The sequence below is a fragment of the Bradyrhizobium sp. WU425 genome (assembly GCF_021052305.1).
Lineage (GTDB): Bacteria > Pseudomonadota > Alphaproteobacteria > Rhizobiales > Xanthobacteraceae > Bradyrhizobium > Bradyrhizobium canariense_D.
The window spans coordinates 5,333,633-5,356,010 of the sequence record NZ_CP088089.1 but is presented as its reverse complement, the minus strand read 5'-3'; the positions used below and the strand labels follow the sequence as shown (position 1 = coordinate 5,356,010).

General features: G+C 64.8%; 20 protein-coding genes. 12 read left to right on the top strand and 8 right to left on the bottom strand.

The features are described from left to right. Positions 1-15: 15 nt before the first annotated feature. The 12 genes from BcanWU425_RS26045 (at position 16) to BcanWU425_RS25990 (ending at position 14,105) form a co-directional block, all read left to right on the top strand. Entirely contained in the window at positions 16-990 is a 975-nt protein-coding gene (locus tag BcanWU425_RS26045; protein WP_018458684.1) for an NAD-dependent epimerase/dehydratase family protein, read from the top strand. 1 nt (position 991) lies between these two features. Further along, positions 992-1,741, top strand: coding sequence for an SDR family oxidoreductase (locus BcanWU425_RS26040; RefSeq protein WP_204510780.1), 750 nt, complete (start codon positions 992-994; stop codon positions 1,739-1,741). Next, positions 1,738-3,174: an NAD(P)-binding domain-containing protein gene (locus BcanWU425_RS26035; RefSeq protein ID WP_204510781.1), complete on the top strand. Its 1,437-nt coding sequence runs from the start codon at positions 1,738-1,740 to the stop codon at positions 3,172-3,174. Before BcanWU425_RS26040 ends, BcanWU425_RS26035 begins: the two co-directional genes overlap by 4 nt. A 119-nt stretch (positions 3,175-3,293) precedes the next feature. Then, positions 3,294-4,913, top strand: coding sequence for an ABC transporter substrate-binding protein (locus tag BcanWU425_RS26030; RefSeq protein WP_085352389.1), 1,620 nt, complete (start codon positions 3,294-3,296; stop codon positions 4,911-4,913). A 25-nt stretch (positions 4,914-4,938) separates the two neighbouring features. After that, positions 4,939-5,973, top strand: coding sequence for an ABC transporter permease (locus BcanWU425_RS26025; RefSeq protein WP_377786573.1), 1,035 nt, complete (start codon positions 4,939-4,941; stop codon positions 5,971-5,973). Then, positions 5,970-6,818 carry an ABC transporter permease gene (locus tag BcanWU425_RS26020; protein ID WP_027569265.1) on the top strand — a complete coding sequence of 283 codons (849 nt, stop codon included), beginning with the start codon at positions 5,970-5,972 and terminating at the stop codon, positions 6,816-6,818. Before BcanWU425_RS26025 ends, BcanWU425_RS26020 begins: the two co-directional genes overlap by 4 nt. Continuing rightward, the gene (nikE, locus tag BcanWU425_RS26015; RefSeq protein WP_085352390.1) at positions 6,815-8,485 is read left to right on the top strand and encodes a nickel ABC transporter ATP-binding protein NikE; all 1,671 of its coding nucleotides are present in this window, start codon (positions 6,815-6,817) and stop codon (positions 8,483-8,485) included. Before BcanWU425_RS26020 ends, nikE begins: the two co-directional genes overlap by 4 nt. Before the next feature lie 141 nt (positions 8,486-8,626). After that, positions 8,627-10,228, top strand: coding sequence for an ABC transporter substrate-binding protein (locus tag BcanWU425_RS26010; RefSeq protein ID WP_204510783.1), 1,602 nt, complete (start codon positions 8,627-8,629; stop codon positions 10,226-10,228). A 17-nt stretch (positions 10,229-10,245) separates the two neighbouring features. Then, positions 10,246-11,187: an ABC transporter permease gene (locus BcanWU425_RS26005; RefSeq protein ID WP_204510784.1), complete on the top strand. Its 942-nt coding sequence runs from the start codon at positions 10,246-10,248 to the stop codon at positions 11,185-11,187. After that, positions 11,184-12,107, top strand: coding sequence for an ABC transporter permease (locus BcanWU425_RS26000; protein WP_204510785.1), 924 nt, complete (start codon positions 11,184-11,186; stop codon positions 12,105-12,107). The genes BcanWU425_RS26005 and BcanWU425_RS26000 overlap by 4 nt, the downstream gene beginning before the upstream one ends. A 19-nt stretch (positions 12,108-12,126) precedes the next feature. Further along, on the top strand, positions 12,127-13,116 hold the full coding sequence (locus BcanWU425_RS25995) for an ABC transporter ATP-binding protein (RefSeq protein ID WP_204510786.1): 990 nt from the start codon (positions 12,127-12,129) through the stop codon (positions 13,114-13,116). After that, positions 13,113-14,105 carry an ABC transporter ATP-binding protein gene (locus BcanWU425_RS25990; RefSeq protein ID WP_204510787.1) on the top strand — a complete coding sequence of 331 codons (993 nt, stop codon included), beginning with the start codon at positions 13,113-13,115 and terminating at the stop codon, positions 14,103-14,105. Before BcanWU425_RS25995 ends, BcanWU425_RS25990 begins: the two co-directional genes overlap by 4 nt. Before the next feature lie 179 nt (positions 14,106-14,284). Here the strand turns inward: BcanWU425_RS25990 and BcanWU425_RS25985 are convergent, their stop codons facing one another. The 8 genes from BcanWU425_RS25985 to BcanWU425_RS25950 all read right to left on the bottom strand — a co-directional run bounded on the left by BcanWU425_RS25985 (position 14,285) and on the right by BcanWU425_RS25950 (position 22,364). Further along, entirely contained in the window at positions 14,285-14,572 is a 288-nt protein-coding gene (locus BcanWU425_RS25985; protein WP_018458696.1) for a YciI family protein, read from the bottom strand. Positions 14,573-14,652: 80 nt separating this feature from the next. Beyond that, positions 14,653-15,627: a sugar ABC transporter substrate-binding protein gene (locus tag BcanWU425_RS25980; RefSeq protein ID WP_204510788.1), complete on the bottom strand. Its 975-nt coding sequence runs from the start codon at positions 15,625-15,627 to the stop codon at positions 14,653-14,655. Between the two features lie 42 nt (positions 15,628-15,669). Beyond that, positions 15,670-16,647, bottom strand: coding sequence for an ABC transporter permease (locus BcanWU425_RS25975; protein ID WP_204510789.1), 978 nt, complete (start codon positions 16,645-16,647; stop codon positions 15,670-15,672). Next, complete coding sequence (locus BcanWU425_RS25970; protein WP_204510790.1) at positions 16,644-17,594, bottom strand: ABC transporter permease; 951 nt, start codon at positions 17,592-17,594, stop codon at positions 16,644-16,646. Before BcanWU425_RS25970 ends, BcanWU425_RS25975 begins: the two co-directional genes overlap by 4 nt. Continuing rightward, positions 17,587-19,113, bottom strand: a complete 1,527-nt coding sequence (locus BcanWU425_RS25965) for a sugar ABC transporter ATP-binding protein (RefSeq protein WP_085352395.1) — start codon at positions 19,111-19,113, stop codon at positions 17,587-17,589. Before BcanWU425_RS25965 ends, BcanWU425_RS25970 begins: the two co-directional genes overlap by 8 nt. Further along, positions 19,110-20,504 carry an FAD-linked oxidase C-terminal domain-containing protein gene (locus BcanWU425_RS25960; RefSeq protein WP_085352396.1) on the bottom strand — a complete coding sequence of 465 codons (1,395 nt, stop codon included), beginning with the start codon at positions 20,502-20,504 and terminating at the stop codon, positions 19,110-19,112. The genes BcanWU425_RS25965 and BcanWU425_RS25960 overlap by 4 nt, the downstream gene beginning before the upstream one ends. 57 nt (positions 20,505-20,561) lie before the next feature. Further along, positions 20,562-21,446 (bottom strand): intradiol ring-cleavage dioxygenase, encoded by an 885-nt coding sequence (locus BcanWU425_RS25955; RefSeq protein WP_231188683.1) that lies wholly within the window; start codon positions 21,444-21,446, stop codon positions 20,562-20,564. 15 nt (positions 21,447-21,461) lie between these two features. Continuing rightward, positions 21,462-22,364, bottom strand: a complete 903-nt coding sequence (locus BcanWU425_RS25950; RefSeq protein ID WP_018458703.1) for an NAD(P)-dependent oxidoreductase — start codon at positions 22,362-22,364, stop codon at positions 21,462-21,464. Positions 22,365-22,378 lie beyond the last annotated feature (14 nt).

Here is a 22,378-nt window from a genome sequence, read left to right as displayed (position 1 = left end):
GGTGGATCGCGCGCGATGAAGATCGTCATCTTCGGCGGCACCGGCTTTGTCGGGCTCAATGTTGCGGAGGCGCTGCTCGCGCGCGGCCATGACGTGACGCTGTACGACCGTGCAGAGTTGCCGCCATCCGCGCGGCGGTCTCTTGCCGACTACGGCGCACGGCTCAAAGCGGTGCAGGGCGATATCACCGACGCAGATGCCATCGATGCCCTCATCGCCGAAGGAGTTGATGCGATCGTGCTCGGCGCGGCCATCACCGCCGGTGATGAACTGGAGAGGGCATCGACCGCGCGCGTTCTCGAGATCAACGTGATGGCGCAGATCCCGATCCTGCTCTCCGCGATCCGGCATGGCGTGCGCCGGGTCGTCAATCTCTCCTCGGCATCGGCCTATGGCGCCGCGGGCGCGCGGGTCGAGATTCTGGACGAGGACACGCCTTGCGATCCGGTCTCGTTCTACGCGATCAGCAAGTTCACATCGGAGCGATCGGTTGCGCGTCACGCCGAGCTCTTCGGCGGTGATTTCCTAAATGTGCGGCTGAGCGCGCTATTCGGACCGTGGGAGCGACCGAGTTCCGTGCGCGACACGCCAAGCCTCCAGTTCCAGATCTTGGCCGCGTTCGCGCGCGGCGAGCCGGCGATCATGCCTGAAGCGGGCATGCGGGACTGGATCTACGCGCCGGATGCGGCCGAGGCCGTCGCACTGCTGATCGAAGCCGAGCGGCCGCGCCACCGGCTCTACAACATCTCCCGCGGAGAACTTTGGCCTGCGCTGCAATGGGGCGAGGCCTTTGCGGCGTTGCATCCCGGCCTGGAGTGCCGGGTCGCGGCGCCCGGCGAGAAAACCGTCATCAAGCTGCATGGGCCCTATCGCGCGCCGCTGTCGGTGAACCGGATGGCGGATGAATTCGGCTGGCGCGCGCAGTTCGGCTGCGCCGAGTCGGCGGCCGCGATGAGCGCCTGGTTGACGCAGCATAAGGAGTGGATCTGAGATGCGGCTGCAGGGGCGCACGGCCATCATCACGGGCGCAGGCTCCGGCATCGGCCGCGCCAGTGCAAAGCTGTTCGCGGAAGAGGGCGCACGTCTTGCTCTGGTCGATCGCGATCCAGCCGGACTTCAGGAAACGTTGAGCTTGGTCGGCGAGGCAACGACGCATATTGGCGACGTCGGCGATGCCGATTTCGCCGAGGCGGTGGCAAATGATGTGGTAGCACGGCACGGCCAGCTCGATATCCTGATGACTGCCGCTGGCTTCTCCTGTGGCGGCACCGTGTTGACAACGGACCCCACCGATTGGGATGCGGTGTTCCGCACCAATGTCGGCGGCACCTGGCTGTGGGCGAGGGCAGCCGTGCCGCAGATGCAGCGGCAGAACAGCGGTTCGATCATCACGCTGGCGTCGCAGCTTGCGATTGCCGGCGGCAAGGGCAACAGTGCCTATATCGCCGCCAAGGGCGCGATTGTCAGCCTGACCCGGACGATGGCGGTGGATTTCGCGGCGGACGGCATTCGCGTCAACGCCATCGCGCCCGGTGCGATCGACACGCCGATGCTTCGCCGCAGCTTTGCGCGCCACGCCAATGCGGACGAGGTGCGCGAAGCCTCCCGCGACCGCCATGCCATGAAGCGGTTCGGCCAGGCCGATGAGATCGCGCAGGCCGCGCTCCACCTCGCAAGCGATGCCTCCTCGTTTACGACCGGCACCGTGATGGTGGTCGACGGAGGCTGGCTCGCGGCATGAGTGATGCGCTGACAGAGCTGGAAGCGAACGTTCGCGCCGATCTCGCGCGGATCGCGCATCCCGGTGCCGCCTGGCTCGAACCGAAGACGGGACCGGATGGCAAGCCGGCGCTGGATGTGCTCGTGATCGGCGCCGGTCAATCCGGCATCGCCATCGGCTTCGGCCTGCTGCGCTCCCGCGTCAGCAACATCCTGCTGCTGGACAAGGCCGAGGAGGGGAAGGAGGGGCCATGGCTCGCCTATGCCCGCATGCCGACGCTGCGCAGCCCGAAGGACTATACGGGACCTGACCTCGACATCCCCAGCCTGACCTATCAATCCTGGCATGAGGCCCGCTTCGGCACGGAGAGCTGGCAGACACTCGACCTGATCCCGCGCGGCCACTGGGCTGAGTATCTGCTCTGGCTGCGGCGCACAGTCGGCTTGCCGGTGCGCAACGGGAGCGAGCTTCTGGAAATCCGGCCGGCGCGGGATGGTTTGCTGGCCGCACGCGTGAAACGTGGCGATGGCGTCGAGACACTCCATGCGCGCAAGATCGTGCTTGCGACGGGGCAGGAGGGGATGGGGAACTGGATGATCCCCGAGCCGCTGAGCCATCTGCCCATGAGCTCGGTCGCAACCGTCGCCGACGACGTCGACTTCGAAAACCTTCGCGGCAAGCGCGTCGCCGTGATCGGTGCCGGCGCATCTGCCTTCGACAACGCAGCAACCGCGCTGGAAGCGGGCGCGGCGGAGGTGCACCTGCTGTGTCGTCGTGCGCAGATCCAGCTGATCCAACCCTATCGCTGGCTGACTTTCCGCGGCTTCCTCCGCCATCTCAGCGATCTCGACGATGCCTGGCGGTGGCGCTTCATGCGCACCATCCTCGACATGCGCGAAGGCTTTCCGCAGGCAACTTACGATCGCTGCGCAAATCACGCCAATTTCACATTGCACGAGGGCGCCCCGATCGAGGCGGCCCGCGAGACCGATCGTGGTGTGGAATTGCAGACGCCGCGCGGCGCCATACCTGCGGATTTCGTCATCTGCGGCACCGGCATCGACATGGATTTTTCCGCCCGTGGCGAGTTGCGCGCATTTGCCGGCAATATCGCAACCTGGGCCGACCGCTACCAGCCCCCGGAGAGCGAGCGCAGCGCGCGGCTCGGTCGCTTTCCCTATCTCGCCGACGATTATGCCTTCACCGAGCGTGTCGCGGGCGATACGCCGTGGATCTCGAATATCCATCTCTTCGCCATCGCCTCCACCATGAGTTTCGGTCCGTCGGGATCGTCGATCAACGCGATGACGACCGCGGCGCCGAAGCTAGTGAATGGCCTGACGCGCGGCCTGTTTCGTGCCGATGTCGAACGGCATTGGGCCTCGCTTCGCGCCTATGACGTGCCGCAGGCCGTGGTGACGCGGCCAGCGCGAAACTTGGAGGAATCGCGATGATCGTCCATGCGCCGCCGCGACAAAGCGTCCACAAGAGCGCATCAAGAGACTGGCGCGCAACTTGCTTCTTTCTTCACCTGTCCTGTCGGCGTTCTTGTCGAAAATTTTGGGGAAAACGAATGCGTTTTGTGTCTTTCAGGATGGCATCCTCCGTGCTCGCCACCACTGCGCTTCTGCTTGTCGCCGCTGCGCCTGCGCAAGCGCAAACCAGGGCGGAGACGCTGCGCTATGTCACCGGTGCATCGGTCAACACGCTCGATCCCAACATCCCGGGCTCGACGCGGGAATCCTTCGCACTGAGCATGAGCACTTACGACCGCCTTGTGGCGTTCGGCCGCAAGCAGCTCAACGGCAAATGGGTGTTCGATCTCGACAAGATCACCGGCGAGCTCGCCGAATCCTACGACGTCAGTCCGGACGGACTGAAGCTGACGTTCCGTCTGCGCAAGGATGCTAAGTTCCAGGACGGCTCGCCCGTGACCGCCGAGGACGTCAAATGGTCGCTGGATCGCTGCGTCACCGCGCCGATCCTCGGCAAGGCACAATTGCTGACGGGATCATTGACGTCGGCTGACCAGTTCAAGGTGATTGATCCCCTCACAATCGAAGTGACGCTGCCAAAACCCGACAAGCTCGCGCTGCCGAATCTCGCGACCGTCTACCCGCTGATCATCAACTCGAAAGTCGCCAAGGAGCATGCGACACCAGAGGATCCATGGGCCACGGCCTGGCTGAAGGAGCACACCGCCGGCAGCGGTGCTTATGTCATCGAGAGCTTCAAGCCCGGCGAGCAAGTGATCATCAAGCGCAACGAGGATTGGAACCGCGGCTCGCCCGACAAGCCGGCGTTCTTCAAGCGCGTAATCGTGCAGTCCGTGCCGGAGCCCGCGACCCGCGCCAATCTTGTCGAGCGTGGCGATGCCGATCTCGTCGTTGATCTCCAGGCCAGCGACGTGCAATCGCTCGAAGCCAAGGGCAAGCTCAAGGTGATCTCGACGCCGCAATACAATTCGATCACCTTCGTCTCGATGAACAACCAGATCCCGCCTTTCGACAACGTCAACGTCCGCCGCGCCGTCGCCTTCGCGCTGCCCTATGAGGACATGTTCAAGGCTGCCCTGTTCGGTCGCGGAGCCCCGCTGTTCGGTGCGACTTGGCCGGATGGCAAGCCGTTGAACGGCATCTATCCGTTCCAGGCGCCGGTGAAGACCGATCTCGACAAGGCGAGGGAGTATCTGAAAGCTGCTGGACTCCCGGAGGGTTTTTCGACCACCTTCAGCTTCAACGTCGGCCAGGCCTCGACCGCCGAGCCGATGGCGGCCCTCGTGAAGGAATCGCTCGCCAAGATCGGGATCAAGGTCGACATCCAGAAGCTGCCGGACGCGCAGATGTCGACGCAGATCAACGAGAAGAAGCTGCCCTTGTTCACGGAAGGCATCGTCGCCTGGCTGCCCTCGACCGATTACTTCTACCGCAACTTCTACACGGGCAATCAGCGCTGGAATTACAGCTCGATCAACAATCCGGAGCTGGCGACGATCGCGCAGGAAGCGCGCTTCGAGCCCGACAAGGCCAAGTACGAGGAGGATGGCCGCAAGCTCAACGCGATCCATTTCAGCGAGATGCCGCAGATCCCGCTGTGGCAGCCGAACCAGGACGCCGTGATGGCCTCGTCGATCGAGGGTTATACCTACGAGTTCCATCGCCAAGTGGATTATCGGGACGTCAGCCGCAAGTGATCTCGACATGCAAGGGCTCTGAATGGTGATGACAGGTCTTGGTGCGACGGTGGCGCGGGCGGGGAGGCGGCTTCTGTCGTCGCTGCCGGCGTTGTTCGGCGTGCTGGTCTTCACCTTTCTACTGATGCGGGTCCTCCCCGGAGATCCCGCGGTGTTCTTCGCCTCGGGGCCCAATGCCGGCAAGGAAGAGATCGAGCAGATCCGCAAGCAGATGGGGCTCGACAAGTCGGTGCCGGAGCAGCTCGTGTTCTATCTGTCCGATATCGGGCGCGGCAATCTCGGCCGCTCCATGATGACCGGCCAGCCGGTCCTGAAGGACCTTCGCGAACGGCTGCCGGCCTCGCTGGAGCTCACCTTCACGGCGCTGCTGATCGCGCTGATCGCGGCGGTCCCGCTCGGCGTGGTCGCAGCCTTGAAACCGGGATCGCTGGTCGATCACGGCGTGCGGCTGTTCTGTGCGCTCGGCGTCTGCGTGCCGACCTTCGTCTCGGGCCTGCTGCTGATCTATGTGTTCTACTATCTGCTCGGTCTTGCGCCTGATCCGACCGGGCGGATCGACGTCTTCACCTCACTGCCGCCGCAGCGCACCGGGTTCCTGTCGATCGATTTCCTGATCGCGGGGGACATCGAAGGCTGGTGGGCGGCCTGCAAGCAGTTGATCCTGCCGGCGCTGAGCATGGCCCTGTTCGTCATCGCGCCGCTGGCGCGGATCACACGTGCCTCGATGCTGGTCTCGCTCGGTAGCGATTTCGTGCGCACCGCGCGCTCCGTCGGATTGTCCTGGCAGAAGGTCGTCGTCACCTATGCGCTGCGCAATGCGATCCTTCCCGTCATCACCATTGCCGGCATCGTGTTCTCGACGATGCTTGGCGCCAATGTCCTGGTGGAGAAGGTGTTCTCCTGGCCGGGCGTTGCCTCCTACGCGCTCGATGCGCTGCTGTCGTCCGACTATGCGCCGGTGCAGGGATTTGTGCTGCTGATGGCTGGCATCTTCGTGCTGGTCAATCTGGTCGTCGATATCTGCTACGGCATCGCCGATCCCAGGGTGTCGATCGGATGACCAGCGCAACCCTCCGCCATTCGGTCTGGATTTTGCGCGGCAACCCGCTGACCGGCGTCGCCGCGGCCGGTGTCCTGCTGTTCGTCCTGGTCGCGATCTTCGGACCGTGGCTCGTGCCCTATGATCCCATCGTCTCCAATGTCTCGGAGGCCTTGCAGCCGCCGAGCGCGGCGCACCTTGCCGGCACCGACCAGCTCGGGCGCGACGTGTTCAGCCGCCTCGTCGTTGCGGCACGGCTCGACCTGGCCATCGCGGTCTCGGCGGTCGGCATCTCCTTCGTGATCGGCGCCGTCGTGGGCTCGTTCTGCGGCTATGCCGGCGGCAGGCTCGACCGCTCGGTCGGCCGCTTCGTCGATGTCATGATGGCCTTTCCGCTGTTTGTGCTGGCGATGGCGATGGTTGCGGCGCTCGGCAACCGGATCGAGAACATCGTGATTGCGACCGCGATCATCAATCTGCCCTTCTACATCCGCTTCGCCCGTGCCGAGGTCAACGTCCGGCGCAATGTCGGCTGGGTGGAGGCGGCGCGTTCCTGCGGCGAGAGTCATTTCTCGGTGGTGCTGCGCTTCCTGTTGCCGAACATCCTGCCGGCGATGGCGGTGCAAATCTCACTCAACCTCGGCTGGGCGATCCTGAACGCCGCCGGTCTTTCCTTCATCGGCCTTGGCGTCAAGCCGCCGACCCCGGAATGGGGCATCATGGTCGCGGAGGGGGCGCGCTTCATCTCGACGGGGCGGTGGTGGCTGGTGGCCTTTCCGGGCCTCGCGTTGATGATGGCCGTGCTGTGCTTTAACCTCCTCGGTGACGGGATGCGGGACATTCTCGATCCGCGCATGCGCACATGAGCGAGGAATTGCTCAGGATCGACGACCTCCACGTCGAATTCTCGACGCGACGAGGGATGGTCGAGGCCGTGCGCGGTGTGACGCTCACGGTCGAAGCCGGCGAGATGCTTGGCCTCGTCGGCGAAAGCGGCTCTGGCAAGTCGGTCACCGGTTTTGCCACGACGCGGCTGCTCGATGCGGCCGGCCGCGTCACCGCAGGCAAGATACTGTTTCGCGGGCAGGACGTCACAAAACTCAGGGGTGACGATCTCCGGCAGCTCCAGGGCGCCGCGATGTCGATGATCTTCCAGAACCCGCGGGCGGCGCTCAATCCGATCCGCGCGATCGGTTTGCAGATCGCGGACGCGATCCTCACGCACAAGCGGATATCGAAGGATGCCGCCCGCGCCGAAGCGCTGGAGCTGTTGCGCGCCGTCCAGATCCGCGACCCCGAGACGCGGATGAACGCCTATCCGCACGAACTCTCGGGCGGCATGTGCCAGCGTGTCATGATCGCGATCGCGATTTCCTGCAATCCCGCGCTGTTGATCGCCGATGAGCCGACGACCGGACTCGATGTCACCACGCAGAAAGTGGTGATGGACCTCCTGGCGGAGATTGCCGCCGCGCGCGGCATGGCGACGATCCTGATCACGCACGATCTCGGGTTAGCGGCGCGATATTGCCGCCGTATCGCGGTGATGGAACGCGGCCGCATCGTCGAAGAGGCAAGCCCCAGGACGCTCTTCGGCGCGCCGCAGCACGCCTATACCAGGCGTCTGGTGGCGGCGTCGCCAACCGCGACCTCCCGGATTGAGGATCTCGTGACGGAAGAGGAGCGGGAAGGCTACGCGGCTGTCATCGGCAGGCCCAGACGGGAGCCCGTCCACGGGACTCCGCCGCTGCTGGAAGTGCGCAAGCTCGCAAAACGCTTCGACGAGGGCGCTGCGGCGGTGGCGGACTTCTCGATGACGATGGCCGGCGGCGAGAGCGTCGGCCTCGTCGGTGAATCCGGCTCCGGCAAGAGCACGACGTCGCGCATGATCTGCCGCCTGATCGACCCGAGCGAGGGCGAGATCGTGTTCGACGGCCAGGCGATCGGCCATGTGGCGTCGCGCGACTTTCACCGCTCGCAGTTCCGCAAAGATATCCAGATGGTGTTCCAGGACCCGAACGAGAGCCTCAATCCGCGCTTCACCGCCTTCGACTGCATCGCCCATCCCCTGATGCGGCTCGATCGTATGCGTGGGGGCGATGCGCTGCGCAAGCGGGTGGAAGACTGCGCCGATCGCGTGGGGCTGCCGCTGGATCTGTTGCCGCGCTTTCCGCATCAGCTCTCCGGCGGCCAGAAGGCGCGCGTCGGCATCGCCCGCGCCATCGCCTGCCGGCCGCGCCTTCTGGTGCTGGACGAGCCGACCGCTGCGCTCGACGTCTCCGTTCAGGCCGTGGTGCTGCAACTGCTCGACCGCCTGCGGCGCGAGAACGACATCGCGCTGCTGTTCGTCAGCCACGATCTCAACGTGGTGCGGATGCTCTGCGACCGCACCATCGTGCTGCGCAATGGCGGCATCGTGGAGCAGGGCGAGAGCCGGGCGTTGTTCGACAATCCCAAGACCGACTACACGCGCAAGCTGGTCGAGGCGATCCCGCATATCGAGACCGGCCCGGTGCTGGCGGCCGCGCTTTGAGGTCTCGACTGGCCCAGCTAGTGCGGATATCGCGCTGGCGAAGGTCTGGTTAGTGGCATACCATTTGCACGCCAATGAGCTCTGGTTTCACCTGTTCTTGGCCAACGATGGCCGGCATCACGGCACTATTGGGAGGATTTCATGGATCGCAGGACCGTATTGAAGGGACTGGCCGGCGCGGGCGGTCTGGCATTGAGCGGCCTCTCGGCCCCTGCGATCGCACAAGGCGCCTCCGCGCGCACCCTGCGCTTCGTGCCGCAAGCAAATCTCGCCAATTTCGACCCGATCTGGGGCACGCAATATGTCGTGCGCAATGCCGCCGCGCTGGTCTGGGATACGCTCTACGGCGTCGATTCCGCACTGCAGCCGCAGCGGCAGATGGTCGAGTCCGAGGAAGTGACCGACGACGGCACCACCTGGACGTTCAAATTGCGGCCGGGGCTCAAATTCCACGACGGCGAGCCGGTGCTGAGCAAGGACGTCGTTGCGAGTCTCACTCGCTGGGCGGCACGCGATCCGATGGGGCTGATGCTCAAGGCGCTGCAGCAGGAACTCACCGCTGTCGACGACCGCACCTTCAAATGGGTGCTGAAGCAGCCGTTCCCGAAGATGCTCTACGCGCTTGGCAAGAACAATTCGCCTTGCGCCTTCATCATGCCGGAGCGCATTGCGCAGACCGACCCGTTCAAGCAGATCGGCGATTATGTCGGCTCGGGGCCGATGAAGTTCGCCAAGGGTGAGTGGGTCCCGGGCGCCAAAGCCGTGTTCGAAAAATTCGCCGACTATGTGCCGCGGCAGGAGAAGGCATCGTGGCTCGCCGGCGGCAAGCAGATGCTGCTCGACCGCGTCGAATGGATCGTGATGCCGGATCCGGCGACCGCCGCGGCCGCGTTGCAAAACGGCGAGATCGACTGGTGGGAGAATCCCATCGCGGACCTCGTCCCGGTCCTGAAGAAGAACAAGAACATCAGCGTCGACATCGGCGATCCCCTCGGCAATGTCGGCTCGTTCCGCATGAACTTCCTGTATCCGCCCTTCAACGACGTGCGGGCGCGGCGCGCAGTGCTGATGGCGATGAGCCAGGAAGACTATATGCGTGCGCTCGTCGGCGACGACAATTCGCTGTGGAAGTCGCTACCCGGCTTCTTCACGCCCGATACGCCGCTCTACACCGAGGCGGGCGGCGAAGTCTTGAAGGGCAATCGCGATCTTGACGCTGCAAAGAAGCTGCTCGCCGAAAGCGGCTATTCCGGCCAGCCGGTGACGTGCCTGGTGGCGCAGGACCAGCCGATCACCAAGGCGTTCGGCGATGTGACCGCCGATCTCCTGAAGAAGCTTGGCATGAATGTCGACTTCGTCGCGACCGATTGGGGCACCGTCGGCTCCCGCCGCGCGCAGAAGACACCGCCCGGGCAGGGCGGCTGGAACATGTTCCACACCTGGCATGCAGGTTCGGACTGCATCAATCCGGCGCCCTACACCGCCATTCGCGCCAACGGCGACAAGGCGTGGTTCGGCTGGCCGAGCAGCCCCGGCACCGAGAAGGAGGTCACGTCCTGGTTCGAGGCCAAGAACCTCGACGAGGAGAAGGCCGCGGTCGCTCGCCTCAACAAGGTCGCGCTCGAGGACGTCGTCTACGCGCCGACCGGCTTCTTCCTCAGCTACACGGCCTGGCGCAAGAACGTCTCCGGCATCACGAAAGGGCCGCTGCCGTTCTTCTGGGGCGTGTCGAAATCCGCATGACCCTGCGCTGAAGCCAGATGCTCTCCTACATCCTCCGGCGTATCGCCTCGACCTTGCCCGTGATGGCGATCGTCGCGCTGTTCGTGTTCAGCCTGCTCTACATCGCGCCGGGGGATCCCGCCGTGGTGATCGCGGGCGATCAGGCAAGTCCGGAGGATGTGGAGCGCATCCGTCAGAGCCTCGGGCTCGACCGACCCTTCCTGATCCAGTTCGGCAGCTGGGTCTGGCGCATTCTGCACGGCGATCTCGGCACCTCGATCTTCACCAATCTGCCGGTCTCGACGATGATCGGGCAGCGTCTCGGGCCGACGCTGTCGCTGATGACGGTCACGCTCCTGCTCACGATCGTAGTCGCGGTGCCGCTCGGCGTGCTGGCGGCGTGGAAGGCGGGAAGCCTGATCGACCGAGCCATCATGGCCTTTGCCGTGTTCGGCTTCTCCCTGCCGGTCTTCGTCGTCGGCTATGTCCTCGCCTACGTCTTTGCGCTGGAGCTCGAATGGCTTCCCGTGCAGGGCTATACGCCGCTTGCCCAAGGCATCTGGCCCTGGCTGCAAAACCTGATCCTGCCGTCGATCGCACTCGGCTGTGTCTACATCGCGCTGATCGCGCGTATCACGCGCGCCACCATGCTCGAAGTGCTGCAACAGGATTATATCCGCACCGCGCGCGCCAAGGGCCTCGGGCAGGGCGGCATCCTGTTCGTCCACGCGCTGAAGAACGCGGCAGTGCCGATCGTCACGGTGATCGGGATCGGCATTGCGCTTCTGATCGGCGGCGCGGTCGTCACGGAAAGCGTGTTCGCGATTCCCGGCCTCGGCCGGCTCACGATCGACGCGATCCTGCGCCGCGATTATCCCGTCATCCAGGGCATCGTGCTGCTGTTCAGCTTCGTCTACGTCCTCGTCAATCTGATGATCGACGTCGTTTATACGCTCGTTGACCCGAGGATCCGCTATTGACCGACACGACCGTCAATCCGCAAGCGCTGCCGGCGGGCTTCGTCCTCGCGCCGCAACTGCCGGAGATTCTTCGGCCCGTCGTGATCCGGCGCGGCTTCATCGGCCTGCTGCGGGGCCATCCCACCGTCGCCATCGGTGGCACGTTGCTGCTGATACTCGTCCTGATCGCGATTTTTGCGCCTTATCTTGGCACGGTGGATCCGACCGCACTTGCGCCGGCCAAGCGCACCCGCGCGCCGTCGGCGCTTTACTGGTTTGGCTCCGACGTGCTCGGTCGCGACATCTATTCACGCGTGCTGTTCGGCGCGCGCGTCTCGCTCACGGTCGGCTTGTCCGTTGCGATCTTCGCCTCCGCGGCCGGTCTCGCCATCGGCATCGTCTCCGGCTTCATCCGCTGGGCCGACGGCATCTTGATGCGCTTCATGGACGGCCTGATGTCGATCCCGCCGATCCTGCTGGCGATCGCGCTGATGGCGCTGACACGCGGCAGCGTCGGCAACGTCATTCTGGCGATTACGGTTGCCGAAATCCCGCGGGTTTCCCGTCTTGTCCGTAGTGTGGTGCTGTCGCTGCGCGAGCAGCCTTACGTGGATGCAGCGGTAGCCTGCGGCACGCGCACACCGATGATCATCCTGCGCCACATCCTGCCGAACACGCCGGCGCCGATGCTGATCCAGGCGACTTACATTTGCGCCAGTGCGATGATCACGGAAGCGATCCTGTCCTTCATCGGCGCGGGAACGCCGCCGACCATTCCGTCCTGGGGCAACATCATGGCCGAGGGGCGGGCGCTGTGGCAGGTCAAGCCCTACATCGTGTTCTTTCCGGCGGCGTTCCTGTCGGTCACCGTGCTCGCCGTCAATCTGCTCGGCGATGGCCTTCGCGATGCGCTCGATCCGCGCATGGCCAAGAGCCTTTGATGGCGAGGGGCTGATCGCGATGGCACTGCTTGAAGTCGAAAACCTCCAGACCCACTTCCGCACGCCCAGCGGCATCAACCGCGCGGTGGAAGGCGTGTCGTTCCATGTCAACGAGGGCGAGACGCTCGCCATCGTCGGTGAGTCCGGTTGCGGCAAGTCGGTGACCTCGATGTCGCTGATGCGGCTGATCCCGGAACCGCCCGGCAGGATCGCCGGCAGCATCCGCTTCGCGGGCAAGGACCTGCTGCAAATGTCGGATCGCGAGATGCGCGCGATCCGCGGCAACGACATCTCGATGATCTTCCAGGAACCGATGACCAGCCTCAATCCGGTCCTGACTGTCGGCCGCCAGATCCGCGAGACGCTGATGATCCACCAGGGCCTGGACAAGCAGGCCGCGGAGGCGCACGCCATTGAGATGTTGATTCTGGTCGGCATTCCCGAGCCGACGCGTCGCGTGCGTGAATATCCGCATCAGCTCTCCGGCGGCATGCGCCAGCGCGTCATGATCGCCATTGCACTCGCCTGCAATCCAAAGCTTCTCATTGCGGACGAGCCGACCACCGCCCTCGACGTGACGATCCAGGCGCAGATCCTGAAATTGATGCTGGATCTCAAGCACCGGGTTGGCGCAGCCATCATCCTGATCACCCACGATCTCGGTGTCGTCGCCGAGATCGCCGAACGCGTCATGGTCATGTATGCCGGCCGCAAGGTCGAGGAAGCGCCGGTGGCGGACCTGTTCCGATCGCCGCGTCATCCGTATACGCAGGGCCTGCTCGGCGCAGTGCCGCGGCTCGGCTCGTCGCTGACCGGCACCGCGAGACGGCTGGCGGAGATCCCCGGGCAGGTGCCTGATCTGCGCAAGCCCATCGTCGGCTGCGTCTTCGCCGGACGTTGCGCGCTCGCGACCGATCTCTGCCGGCAGTATGCGCCGGGGCTCGAAGAGAAGGGGCCACGTCACGTCGCGGCCTGCCATTATGCGGCCAAGGGAGCGGTCGCGGCATGAGTCCCCCGCTGCTCCAGGTCAACGACCTCAAGAAGCACTTCCCGGTTAAAAAAGGCCTGTTCAGCCGCAAGTCCGAATCGGTCTATGCGGTAGACGGCGTGTCGTTCGAGATCGCGCGCGGCGAGACGCTGTCGCTGGTCGGCGAGTCCGGCTGCGGCAAATCGACGGTCGGCCGCGCCATTTTGCGACTGTTCGACATCACGGCAGGGCAGGTCATCCTCGACGGCCAGCGTATCGACGACGCTCATCCGAGCACGATGCGCCAGATGCGCCGCCGGGTGCAGGTGGTGTTCCAGGACCCATTCTCGAGCCTCAATCCGCGCATGCGCGTGCGCGACATTCTGGCCGAGCCGATCCGCAATTTCGGCCTCGCCAAATCCGCGATCGATCTCGAGACACGCGTGACGGCGCTGATGGACACCGTGCGCCTGCCGCGCGAGGCGCTGAACCGCAGGCCGCACGAATTCTCCGGTGGCCAGCGCCAGCGCATCGGCATCGCGCGTGCGCTCGCCGCCGAGCCCGAGCTGATCGTCTGCGACGAGGCGGTGTCGGCGCTCGACGTCTCGGTAAAGGCCCAGATCGTCAATCTGCTGCAGGATCTGCAGCGCGAGTTCGGCCTGGCGCTGCTGTTCATCAGCCATGACCTCGCGATCGTCGAGCACATGACCCATCGCGTCGCGGTGATGTATCTCGGCAAGATCGTCGAGGTGGCGCCGCGCTACGAGATCTTCGCCGCGCCAAAGCATCCTTACACCAAGGCGCTGCTCTCGGCGGTGCCGCTGCCCGAGCCTGGCGCTCAGCGCAATCCCATCATCCTCAAGGGAGACGTGCCGAGTCCGATCAACCCGCCGAGCGGGTGCCGCTTCCACACCCGTTGCCCATACGTATTCGATCGCTGCCGGACCGAGGAGCCGACGTTGCGCGCGGCTGGACCCGAGCAGTGGGTGGCCTGTCATCTCGAAGAAGGTGCGACGGTGACGAGCGGCTAGCCGTCTGGGCGGTCGCAAAGCTCTGGATCGAGGCGCAGGGGCGTCAATCGGGCGAGGATGACACTCTGCTCCTGTTTTGCCCGACGAGTCAAAAACGTTTGCGAGGAAAATTCATGTGTAAAAACAACCTCATTCTACTGTGCATGGGGTTGTTTTCGCGTTTTTTGTTTTAGCCGCCTTCAACCCTGGCGGCGCAGGAAGCCCGTGATCGTGACCTTTTCCCAGATGTCGGCCGCGGCAAACGGATCGGCTTGGTTGAAAGCCTCGACCTCGCTGCGGCCGGGCGCCTCGATCAGGAACAGGCTGCCAATCATCCTCTCGCCGTCGTCGGAGACCAGCGGCCCTGACATCACGATCTTGACGCCGAAGCGCGAGGTGTCGCTCAGGAAAGCCTTGTGGGCGTCGTAATTGGCGAGCCGGATCGGCAGCGCGCCGGCGCGGTCGAGGGCGTGAATGGCGAACAGCATGATGGTCTCCGTTTATATCACGTTTTCTTGGGACGGCCGCGGCTGCGGCCGTCCGGGCTTGTCGTGATGGCGGCGGTTGGTTACTTGCCGCCGAGCTTGCTGGCTTCTTCGAAAGTCGGGCAGCTCCGTTGCTCCAGCGGCACGTCGAACGGCTGGTAATTGTCCTTGGTGATCACGGTCGGCTTCAGCACGATCTCAGCAATGACGGGCTGGTTGCGCAAGGAGCGGATCGCCATCATGGTGCCGAGGCAGCCTTGAAAGAATCCGTTGTAATCGCCGCTCGCGAGCAGCTTGCCGGACTTAATCGCGTCGATCGCTTCCTTGGTGCCGTTGATGCCGATCACCTGCGCCTTGCGGTTGGCGCCGTCGAGGGCCTCGATCGCGCCGACCGCCATGGCGTCGTTGGCGGCGAGCACGCCGTCGATCTGCGCGTTCGACTGCATCAGATTCTCCATCACCTGGAGCGCCTGGAGCCGCTGGTAATTGCCGGGCTGCGAGGCCAGCAGTTTCGCACCGGCGTTTTCCTTCAGCGCGTCGTTGAAGCCGCGGACGCGGTCGACATTGGTCAGCGAGCCCTTGACGCCCTCGATGATGACGATGTTGCCCTTGCCGCCGAGCGTCTTGAGCAGGAAGCGCGCGGTCTCGAGCCCGAGGCTGTAATCGTCGGCGCCGACGAAGGACAGGAACTTGCCGCCGGCCGAGCGGTCGGTGATGTTGACGACGGGGATCTTGGCGTCGTTGATTTTCTCGACGCCAGGCACCATCGCCTTGTAGTCGACCGGCGTGAAGACGATGGCGCTCGGCTTCTTCACCACGACGTCTTCGATCTGGCTGAGCTGCTCCGGAATGCTGTCGGGCTTGGTCGGGATGTACTGCAGCGTCTTGGCGTTCAGCATCTTCGCCATGTTGTCCGCGCCGACTCGCACCGTCTGGAAGAACGGGTTGGTCTGGTTCTTGGTGAAGACGGCGATGGTCTCGCCGTCGGCTCGCGCTTGCGTGGTGAGCGCAGCCGCCATCAGCAGCGGCAGCGCCAAATAGCCCAGTGTCTGTTTCATGTTGCCTCCATCCCTCGTTTTGCTTGTTGGTCGTTCAAGAACTCATTGCGCGCGGCGGCGGGTCTTCATGTCGAGCCAGACCGCGAGAATGACGATGATGCCGGTGACGAGCGGCTGCCAGTTGGCGCTGACCGACAAGAGGTTCATGCCGTTCAGCACCAGCGTCAGGATCAGTGCGCCGATGAAGGTGCCGAACACGGTACCGACGCCGCCAAACAGCGAGGTGCCGCCGATCAGCACCGCGGCGATCGCGGGCAGCGTCAGGCTTTCGCCGATGTCGGCCTCGGCCGAATTGAGCCGCGACAGGAAGATGATCGAGGCGAGCCCCGCCATGGTGCCGGAGACGGCGTAGACCAGCAGCAGGCGTCGGGCGACCGGAATGCCGGAGAGCCGCGCCGCGACCGGATTGGCGCCGATCGCGTAGATCTCCTGGCCCCAGATCGTTCGCTGCGCAAACAGCGTTCCGATCCCGAGGAACACCAGCAGCAGATAGACCGGGATCGGCAGGCCGAATAGATAGCCGCTGCCGATCTGGCGGAAGCCGGCCGGGAAGCCGTGAAGGGTTTCGCCCGCCATGTACCAATAGGTGAGGCCGTTCAGCACCCAGAGCATGCCGTAAGTGGCGATGAAGGAGGGGATGCGCAGCGCGGTGACCATGACGCCGTTGAGGAGCCCAACGATGCCGCCGCAGGCAAGCCCCGTGAGTATGCCGAGCGCCGGCGAGCCGGTCTTGTGGATCACGGTCCCGGCGATGCAGGCGGACAGCGCCACATTGGCGCCGACGGAGAGATCGAGGCCCGCGGTCAGCACCACCAGGGTCAGGCCGGAGGCGATGAAGAAGGTCAGGCTCGCCTGCCTGAGCACATTGAGAATGTTGCCGAGGCTCAGGAAGGAATCGCTGAGCACGGCGAGCACCGCACAAATCAGCAGCGCCGCAAGCAGGCGATAGAACATTTGGATCGCGTCCTGCGACAGGAACGAGCGGGGCGGCGCGATGGCGTCTTTGCTGATGTCGGTCATGCGCGGCTCCGCAGGCCGTCAAGGAAGAGGGCAACGATGACGAGGACGCCGACGCTTGCGACCTGCACCGAGGACGGCAGCGAGATCAGGTTCAGCCCGTTGCGCAGCACGCCGACCGAGAGCACCCCGAGCAGCGTGCCGAGCAGCCAGCCATTGCCGCGCTCGAACGATGTGCCGCCGACGGCGACGGCCGCGATCGCATCGAATTCGAGACCGAGGCCCGCGGTTGGATGCCCGGAATTCATCCGCGCAGTCATCAAGAGGCCGGCGATGCCGGCCATGGCGCCGCCGATCGCATAGACCGCGATCAGCAGCTTGTTCGGTGAGAGGCCGGCGTAGCGCAGCGCCTCGCGGTTGCCGCCGAGCGCGAAGATGTAGGTGCCGAAGCGGGTGTGATAGAGCAGGCCGTGGAAGACCGCGTAGGTCACGAGTGCCATCACGATCGGCACGGGAATTCCCAAAAGCGTCGCCGAATAGATGTCGCGCACGCTGTGGGGGATGCCGACCACGCTGTGGCCGTCGCTGACGATCAGCGATAGGCCCTGCGCCATGCCGAGCGTGCCCAAGGTCGCAACGAAGGGCGGGATGCCCACGATGGCGACCAGCCAGCCATTGGCGAAGCCGAAGGCCGCGCCGACGAGGAGCCCGGCACCGAGGCCGAGCAACATCGAGTGGGTGGTGAGCGAGACGATGGCGACGCAGAGCGAGGTCAGCGTCAGCACCGCGCCCATCGACAGATCCAGCCCCTCGGTCATGATGATCAAGGTCATCGGCAGCGCGAGCATGGTCAGGATCGTCGACTGCACCAGCACGTTGGAGAGGTTGGCGACCGACAGGAAGCCGGGCGCGATCGTGCTGAACAGCGCGATCAGCAGCACCAGCACGATGGCAACGCCGGGAATCCGTTGCAGCGGATTCGGTTGAGAGACGACCGCGGCCTCACGCATGATGCATCCCCAGTCGCACGATGTTCTCCTCGGTCAGCTCGCTACGCGCGAGATGCCCGGCGATGCGCCCTTCGCGCATCACATAGGCGCGGTCGCAGACGTGGCAGATCTCGACCTGTTCGGACGAGATCATCAGCGCCGCCGCGCCTTCCGCGACAAGGCGGTCGATCAGGGCGAAGATTTCGGCCTTGGCGCCGATGTCGATGCCCCGGGTCGGCTCGTCGAAGATGAAAAGTTTCGAGCCGGCGGCGAGCCACTTGCCGATCACGACCTTCTGCTGATTGCCGCCTGAAAGCAGGCCGACGGTCTGCCGTGCGCTAGGCGTCGCAATGCGTAGCTGACGGATCAGGCCGTCGGCAGTGCGCTGCGCACTGCGCTGGTCGAACAACCCGCTCGGGAACAGTTTTCGCAGCGCCGACACTACCAGATTGTCGCTCACCGATCGCAGCAGCGCGAGACCTTCGCTCTTGCGGCTCTCCGGGATCAGCGCAATGCCGCGGCGGGCGGCGAGGTCGGGCTCACCGGAAATGACTTTGCCGTCGAACACGATCTCGCCTGATGTCACGGGATCGGCACCGAAGATCGCGCGCGCGACTTCGCTGCGACCGGAGCCGACCAGGCCACACAGGCCGACAATCTCACCGCGGCGCACCTCGATGTTGATGTCGGCGATCCCCGTCGATGAACTCAAGGCCTTGACCTCGAGCAGCAGCTCGCCGGGCTTGTCGGCAAAATTGCGCGGGTAGGTCATGTCGACGTTGCGACCGACCATCATGCGGACGAGCTGGTCCGGCGTGACGTCAGCAGGTTTGACGCCGTCGATGCGGCGGCCGTCACGCAGCACGGTGATGCGGTCGCCGAGCGCGAACACCTCCGCCATGCGGTGCGAGATGTAGACGATCGAGACGCCGTCGGCCTTCAGCCGCGCGATCAGCGCGAACAGCAGCTCGGTCTCGCGATCGGATAGCGCCGCAGTCGGCTCGTCCATCACCAGGATGCGGGCGTTCTGGCTGATCGCCTTCGCGATCTCGACCATCTGCTGCTGCGCCACCCCCAGCTTGTCAACGATGGTGGAGGGATCGATGTCAAAGCCGATCGTGCCGAGCACGCGCGCCGCGTCGGCCAAAATCTTGCGGCGATCGATCGTGCCGGGGATGCGGCCCTTCGGCTCGCGGCCGAGAAAAATGTTCTGGGCGATATCGAGATGGGGGACGAGGGAGAATTCCTGGAAGATCACGGCAATGCCGAGCTTCTGCGCGTCCGCGGCCGAGTGGATCGCGACCGGCTCGCCTCTGTAGTAGAACTCGCCGGCATCGGCGCGATAGGCGCCGCACAGCACCTTCATCAGGCTCGACTTGCCGGCGCCGTTCTCGCCCAGCAGCATGTGGACTTCGCCGGGGAAGACGGCAAAGGAGACGTCGTCCAGCGCCTTGACGCCGGGAAACTCCTTACTGATGTCGCGCAGCTCAAGGAGCGGGACAGGTGAGGCGGGCTCGACGGCTAATGCGGCGGTGCTCATGCCTGCGCTCCGCCTGCAAAGATCTTTCCGGGGTTCATCAGTCCGTCAGGGTCGAGCGCGGTCTTGATCGACCGCATCACATCGACGGCCTCGCCGAGCTCGTCGGTGAGATAATCGATCTTGCCGAGCCCAATGCCGTGCTCGCCGGTGCAGGTGCCGTCCATGGCAATCGCGCGGGCGACCATGCGGGCCTGCAGCGCCTTGGCGCCTTCGGCTTCCTCGGGCCTGGCCGGATCGATCAGAATCAGCATGTGGAAATTGCCGTCGCCGACATGCCCGACGATCGGCGCCGTAAAACCGTGCTCGTCCGCGTCGCGCCGGGTATCCGTGAGGCATTCCGCCAGTCGCGAGATCGGCACGCAGACGTCGGTGATCACGGCACGCGCGCCGGGGCGCAGGCCCAGGCCCGCATAGAGCGTGTTGTCGCGGGCGTGCCAGAGCCGGCTGCGATCCTCCGGTGCCTTGGACCAGGCAAAGCCGTGGCCGCCATGGTCGGCGGCGATGGCCTGTGCGGCCTCGGCCTGCTCGGCGACGGAAGTCTCGGAACCATGGAATTCAAAGAACAGCGTCGGGGCTTCGCGATAGCCGAGCTTCGCGTAGGCGTTGATGCCGCGCATCATGACGTCGTCGAGCAACTCGATACGCGCGATGGGGATCGCGGACTGGATCACGGAGATCGCGGTGTCCACGGCGTTGTGCAGGGTGTCGAAGCTGCAAACCGCGGCCGAGATCGCCTGCGGCACGGGATGCACCTTCAGCGTGATTTCGGTGATGAGTCCGAGCGTGCCCTCGGCGCCGACGAACATGCGCGTCAGGTCATAACCGGCGGCTGACTTGCGCGCGCGTCTGGCGGTCCGGATCACGCGGCCGTCGGCCAGAACCACCTCCAGCGCCATGACGTTGTCCTTCATGGTGCCGTAGCGCACCGCCATCGTGCCGGAAGCTCGCGTGGACGTCATGCCGCCGATCGAGGCGTCGGCGCCGGGATCGATCGGAAAGAAAAGCCCGGTGCCGCGCAGCTCCGCATTGAGCTGCTTTCGGGTGATGCCGGGCTGCACGACGACGTCCATGTCGCTATCGTGCACCGTCAGCACCTTGTTCATGCGTGCGAAGTCGAAGCAGACGCCGCCCGCGACCGCGGCCGCATTGCCTTCGAGCGAGGTCCCGGCGCCGAACGGTACGATGGGCATATTCGCGCCAGCGCACAGCTTGACGATCTCCGCGACTTCCTGCGTGGTTTCAGGGAAGACGACGATGTCGGGCGGCAGGTTGCGATAATGCGACTCGCTCTGCCCATGCTGATCGAGCACGCCACGCGCGACGCTCGCGCGCGGGCCGATCATGCCTGTGAGGCGATCGGCCAATATGCTCGTGCTGACTCGCGGTCCCATTCTTACTCCCTGTCTGGCCCTGTTGTCGGACTCTTGTCTGGTCCGCCGTCGTTCAGCTTAAGCGGCTCTTGCGCTGCTAGCGACCTGCTTCAGGCCGAAATCATAGTTGAGGTGAAAATACTCGATGTCTACCATGCGACCATCGGGCGCACGGCCGGGCGGGCACTGCACAAATTCGCGGATCAGGCTGTCCTTGACGCCGAACACCACGTCGCTGTCGAGATACTGGTCGCCGGCCACGAACACATGGGTCACGAGTTGCTCGAAGCCGGGCGCCGAGATCATGAAATGCACGTGCGCCGGGCGCCAGGGATGGCGGCCCTGGACCGCCAGCATGTCCCCAACTGTGCCGTCATGTGGGATCGGATAGGCAGCCGGCTTGATCGACCAGAAATTGAAGCGGCCGTTCTGGTCGGTGTGGAAGCGCGCCCGCATCGCAAGATCGCCGATCTTGTCGAGCTGCTGCACGTCGTAATAGCCATCATCGTCGGAATGCCAGACATCCACGACGGCGCCGGCAAGCGGCCGTCCGTCGACGGTCGACACCGAGCCGGTGACGAGCATCGGATCGCCTTCCATCGGGCCGGAGATGTCAGCGCCGTTGTCTTTCTCGGGCGACGCCTGCACGAAGAACGGACCGAGCACCGTGGTTTCGGTGGCGCCTTCCGGCACGGGATGATTGATCGCGTCGACCAGCATGGAGACGCCGAGCGCGTCCGACAGCAGGATGAAATCCTGGCGCTTGTCGTCGCACATGTGGCCGGTGCGGGTCAGGAACTCGATGCCGTATTCCCATTCCTTCTGGGTCGGTCGCACCTCGCGGACGAAGGCATGAAGGTGGCGCACCAGCGCTTCGCTGACCTGCTTGATCCGCGGATCGGTCGCGCCTGCGATCCGATCCAGCACCGCGTCCGTGATCGTGTTCTCGTTGAAATTTCGCATAGGTGCCTCCGTGAATCAGAGTTTGGGCTCGCCAAGGCCGGACAGCCGCTCGAGGTGCTTGACGGTCGCGATGAAGTCGGCGTCGCCGTCGCCCTGCGCGACCAGCGAGCCATAGGTCTCGCGCACCTGGGCCGCGAGCTGAAGCGGCACGCCGACGGCGTGGCCGGCACCGAGGATCAGATCGAGATCCTTGGCCATCTGCCTGCAGGAGAAAGTCGAGTCGAAATCGCGGCTGCGCAGCGGCGCGGTCTTGTATTTCACCATCGGCGAGGCGACCGCGCTGTCGTCGAGGACTTTCAGAATGTCCTGCCAGCCGATGCCGCCCTTGCGCGCCAGCGCCAGACTCTCCGCCATCATCGCGGCCGACACCGCGATCATCAGATTGACCGCAAGCTTCGCATATCGCGCTTCCTCGCCGGGCCCAAGATAGGTCTGGGCGCGGGTGAAGGCGGCAAGCAGCGGCTTTGCGTTTTCGTAGGCGTCCTCCGGGCCCGAGACGAAGCAGCTCAGCGCGCCGGTGTGGACGATACTGGCATTGCCCGAGACCGGCGCCCGCAGGTAGAAGACACCGCGCGCCTGGGCGGCGGCGTCGACCTCTGCGGACGCCTCGACGCTCACGGTGCTGGTCTCGATCACAACAGATCCAGCCGCCATCGCGGCGATGAGGCCGGTTGGGCCGAGCAATGCGCCGCGCAAGGCAGCGTCATCGGGCAAGGACGTGACGATCGCGGCCTTGCCGTCCACGGCCTCGGCCGGTGAAGCGGCAATCGAAATGCCTTGCGTGCGAGCCTCCTCGAGCCGTGCGGCGCTCCGGTCGAACGCGGTCACCGCATAACCGGCCTTGGCGACGAGCACCGACATCGGCAAGCCCATCTTGCCGATCCCGATGAAAGCGATGTGTTTCGAAGCGTCCGTCATTGTTGTTGTCCTTG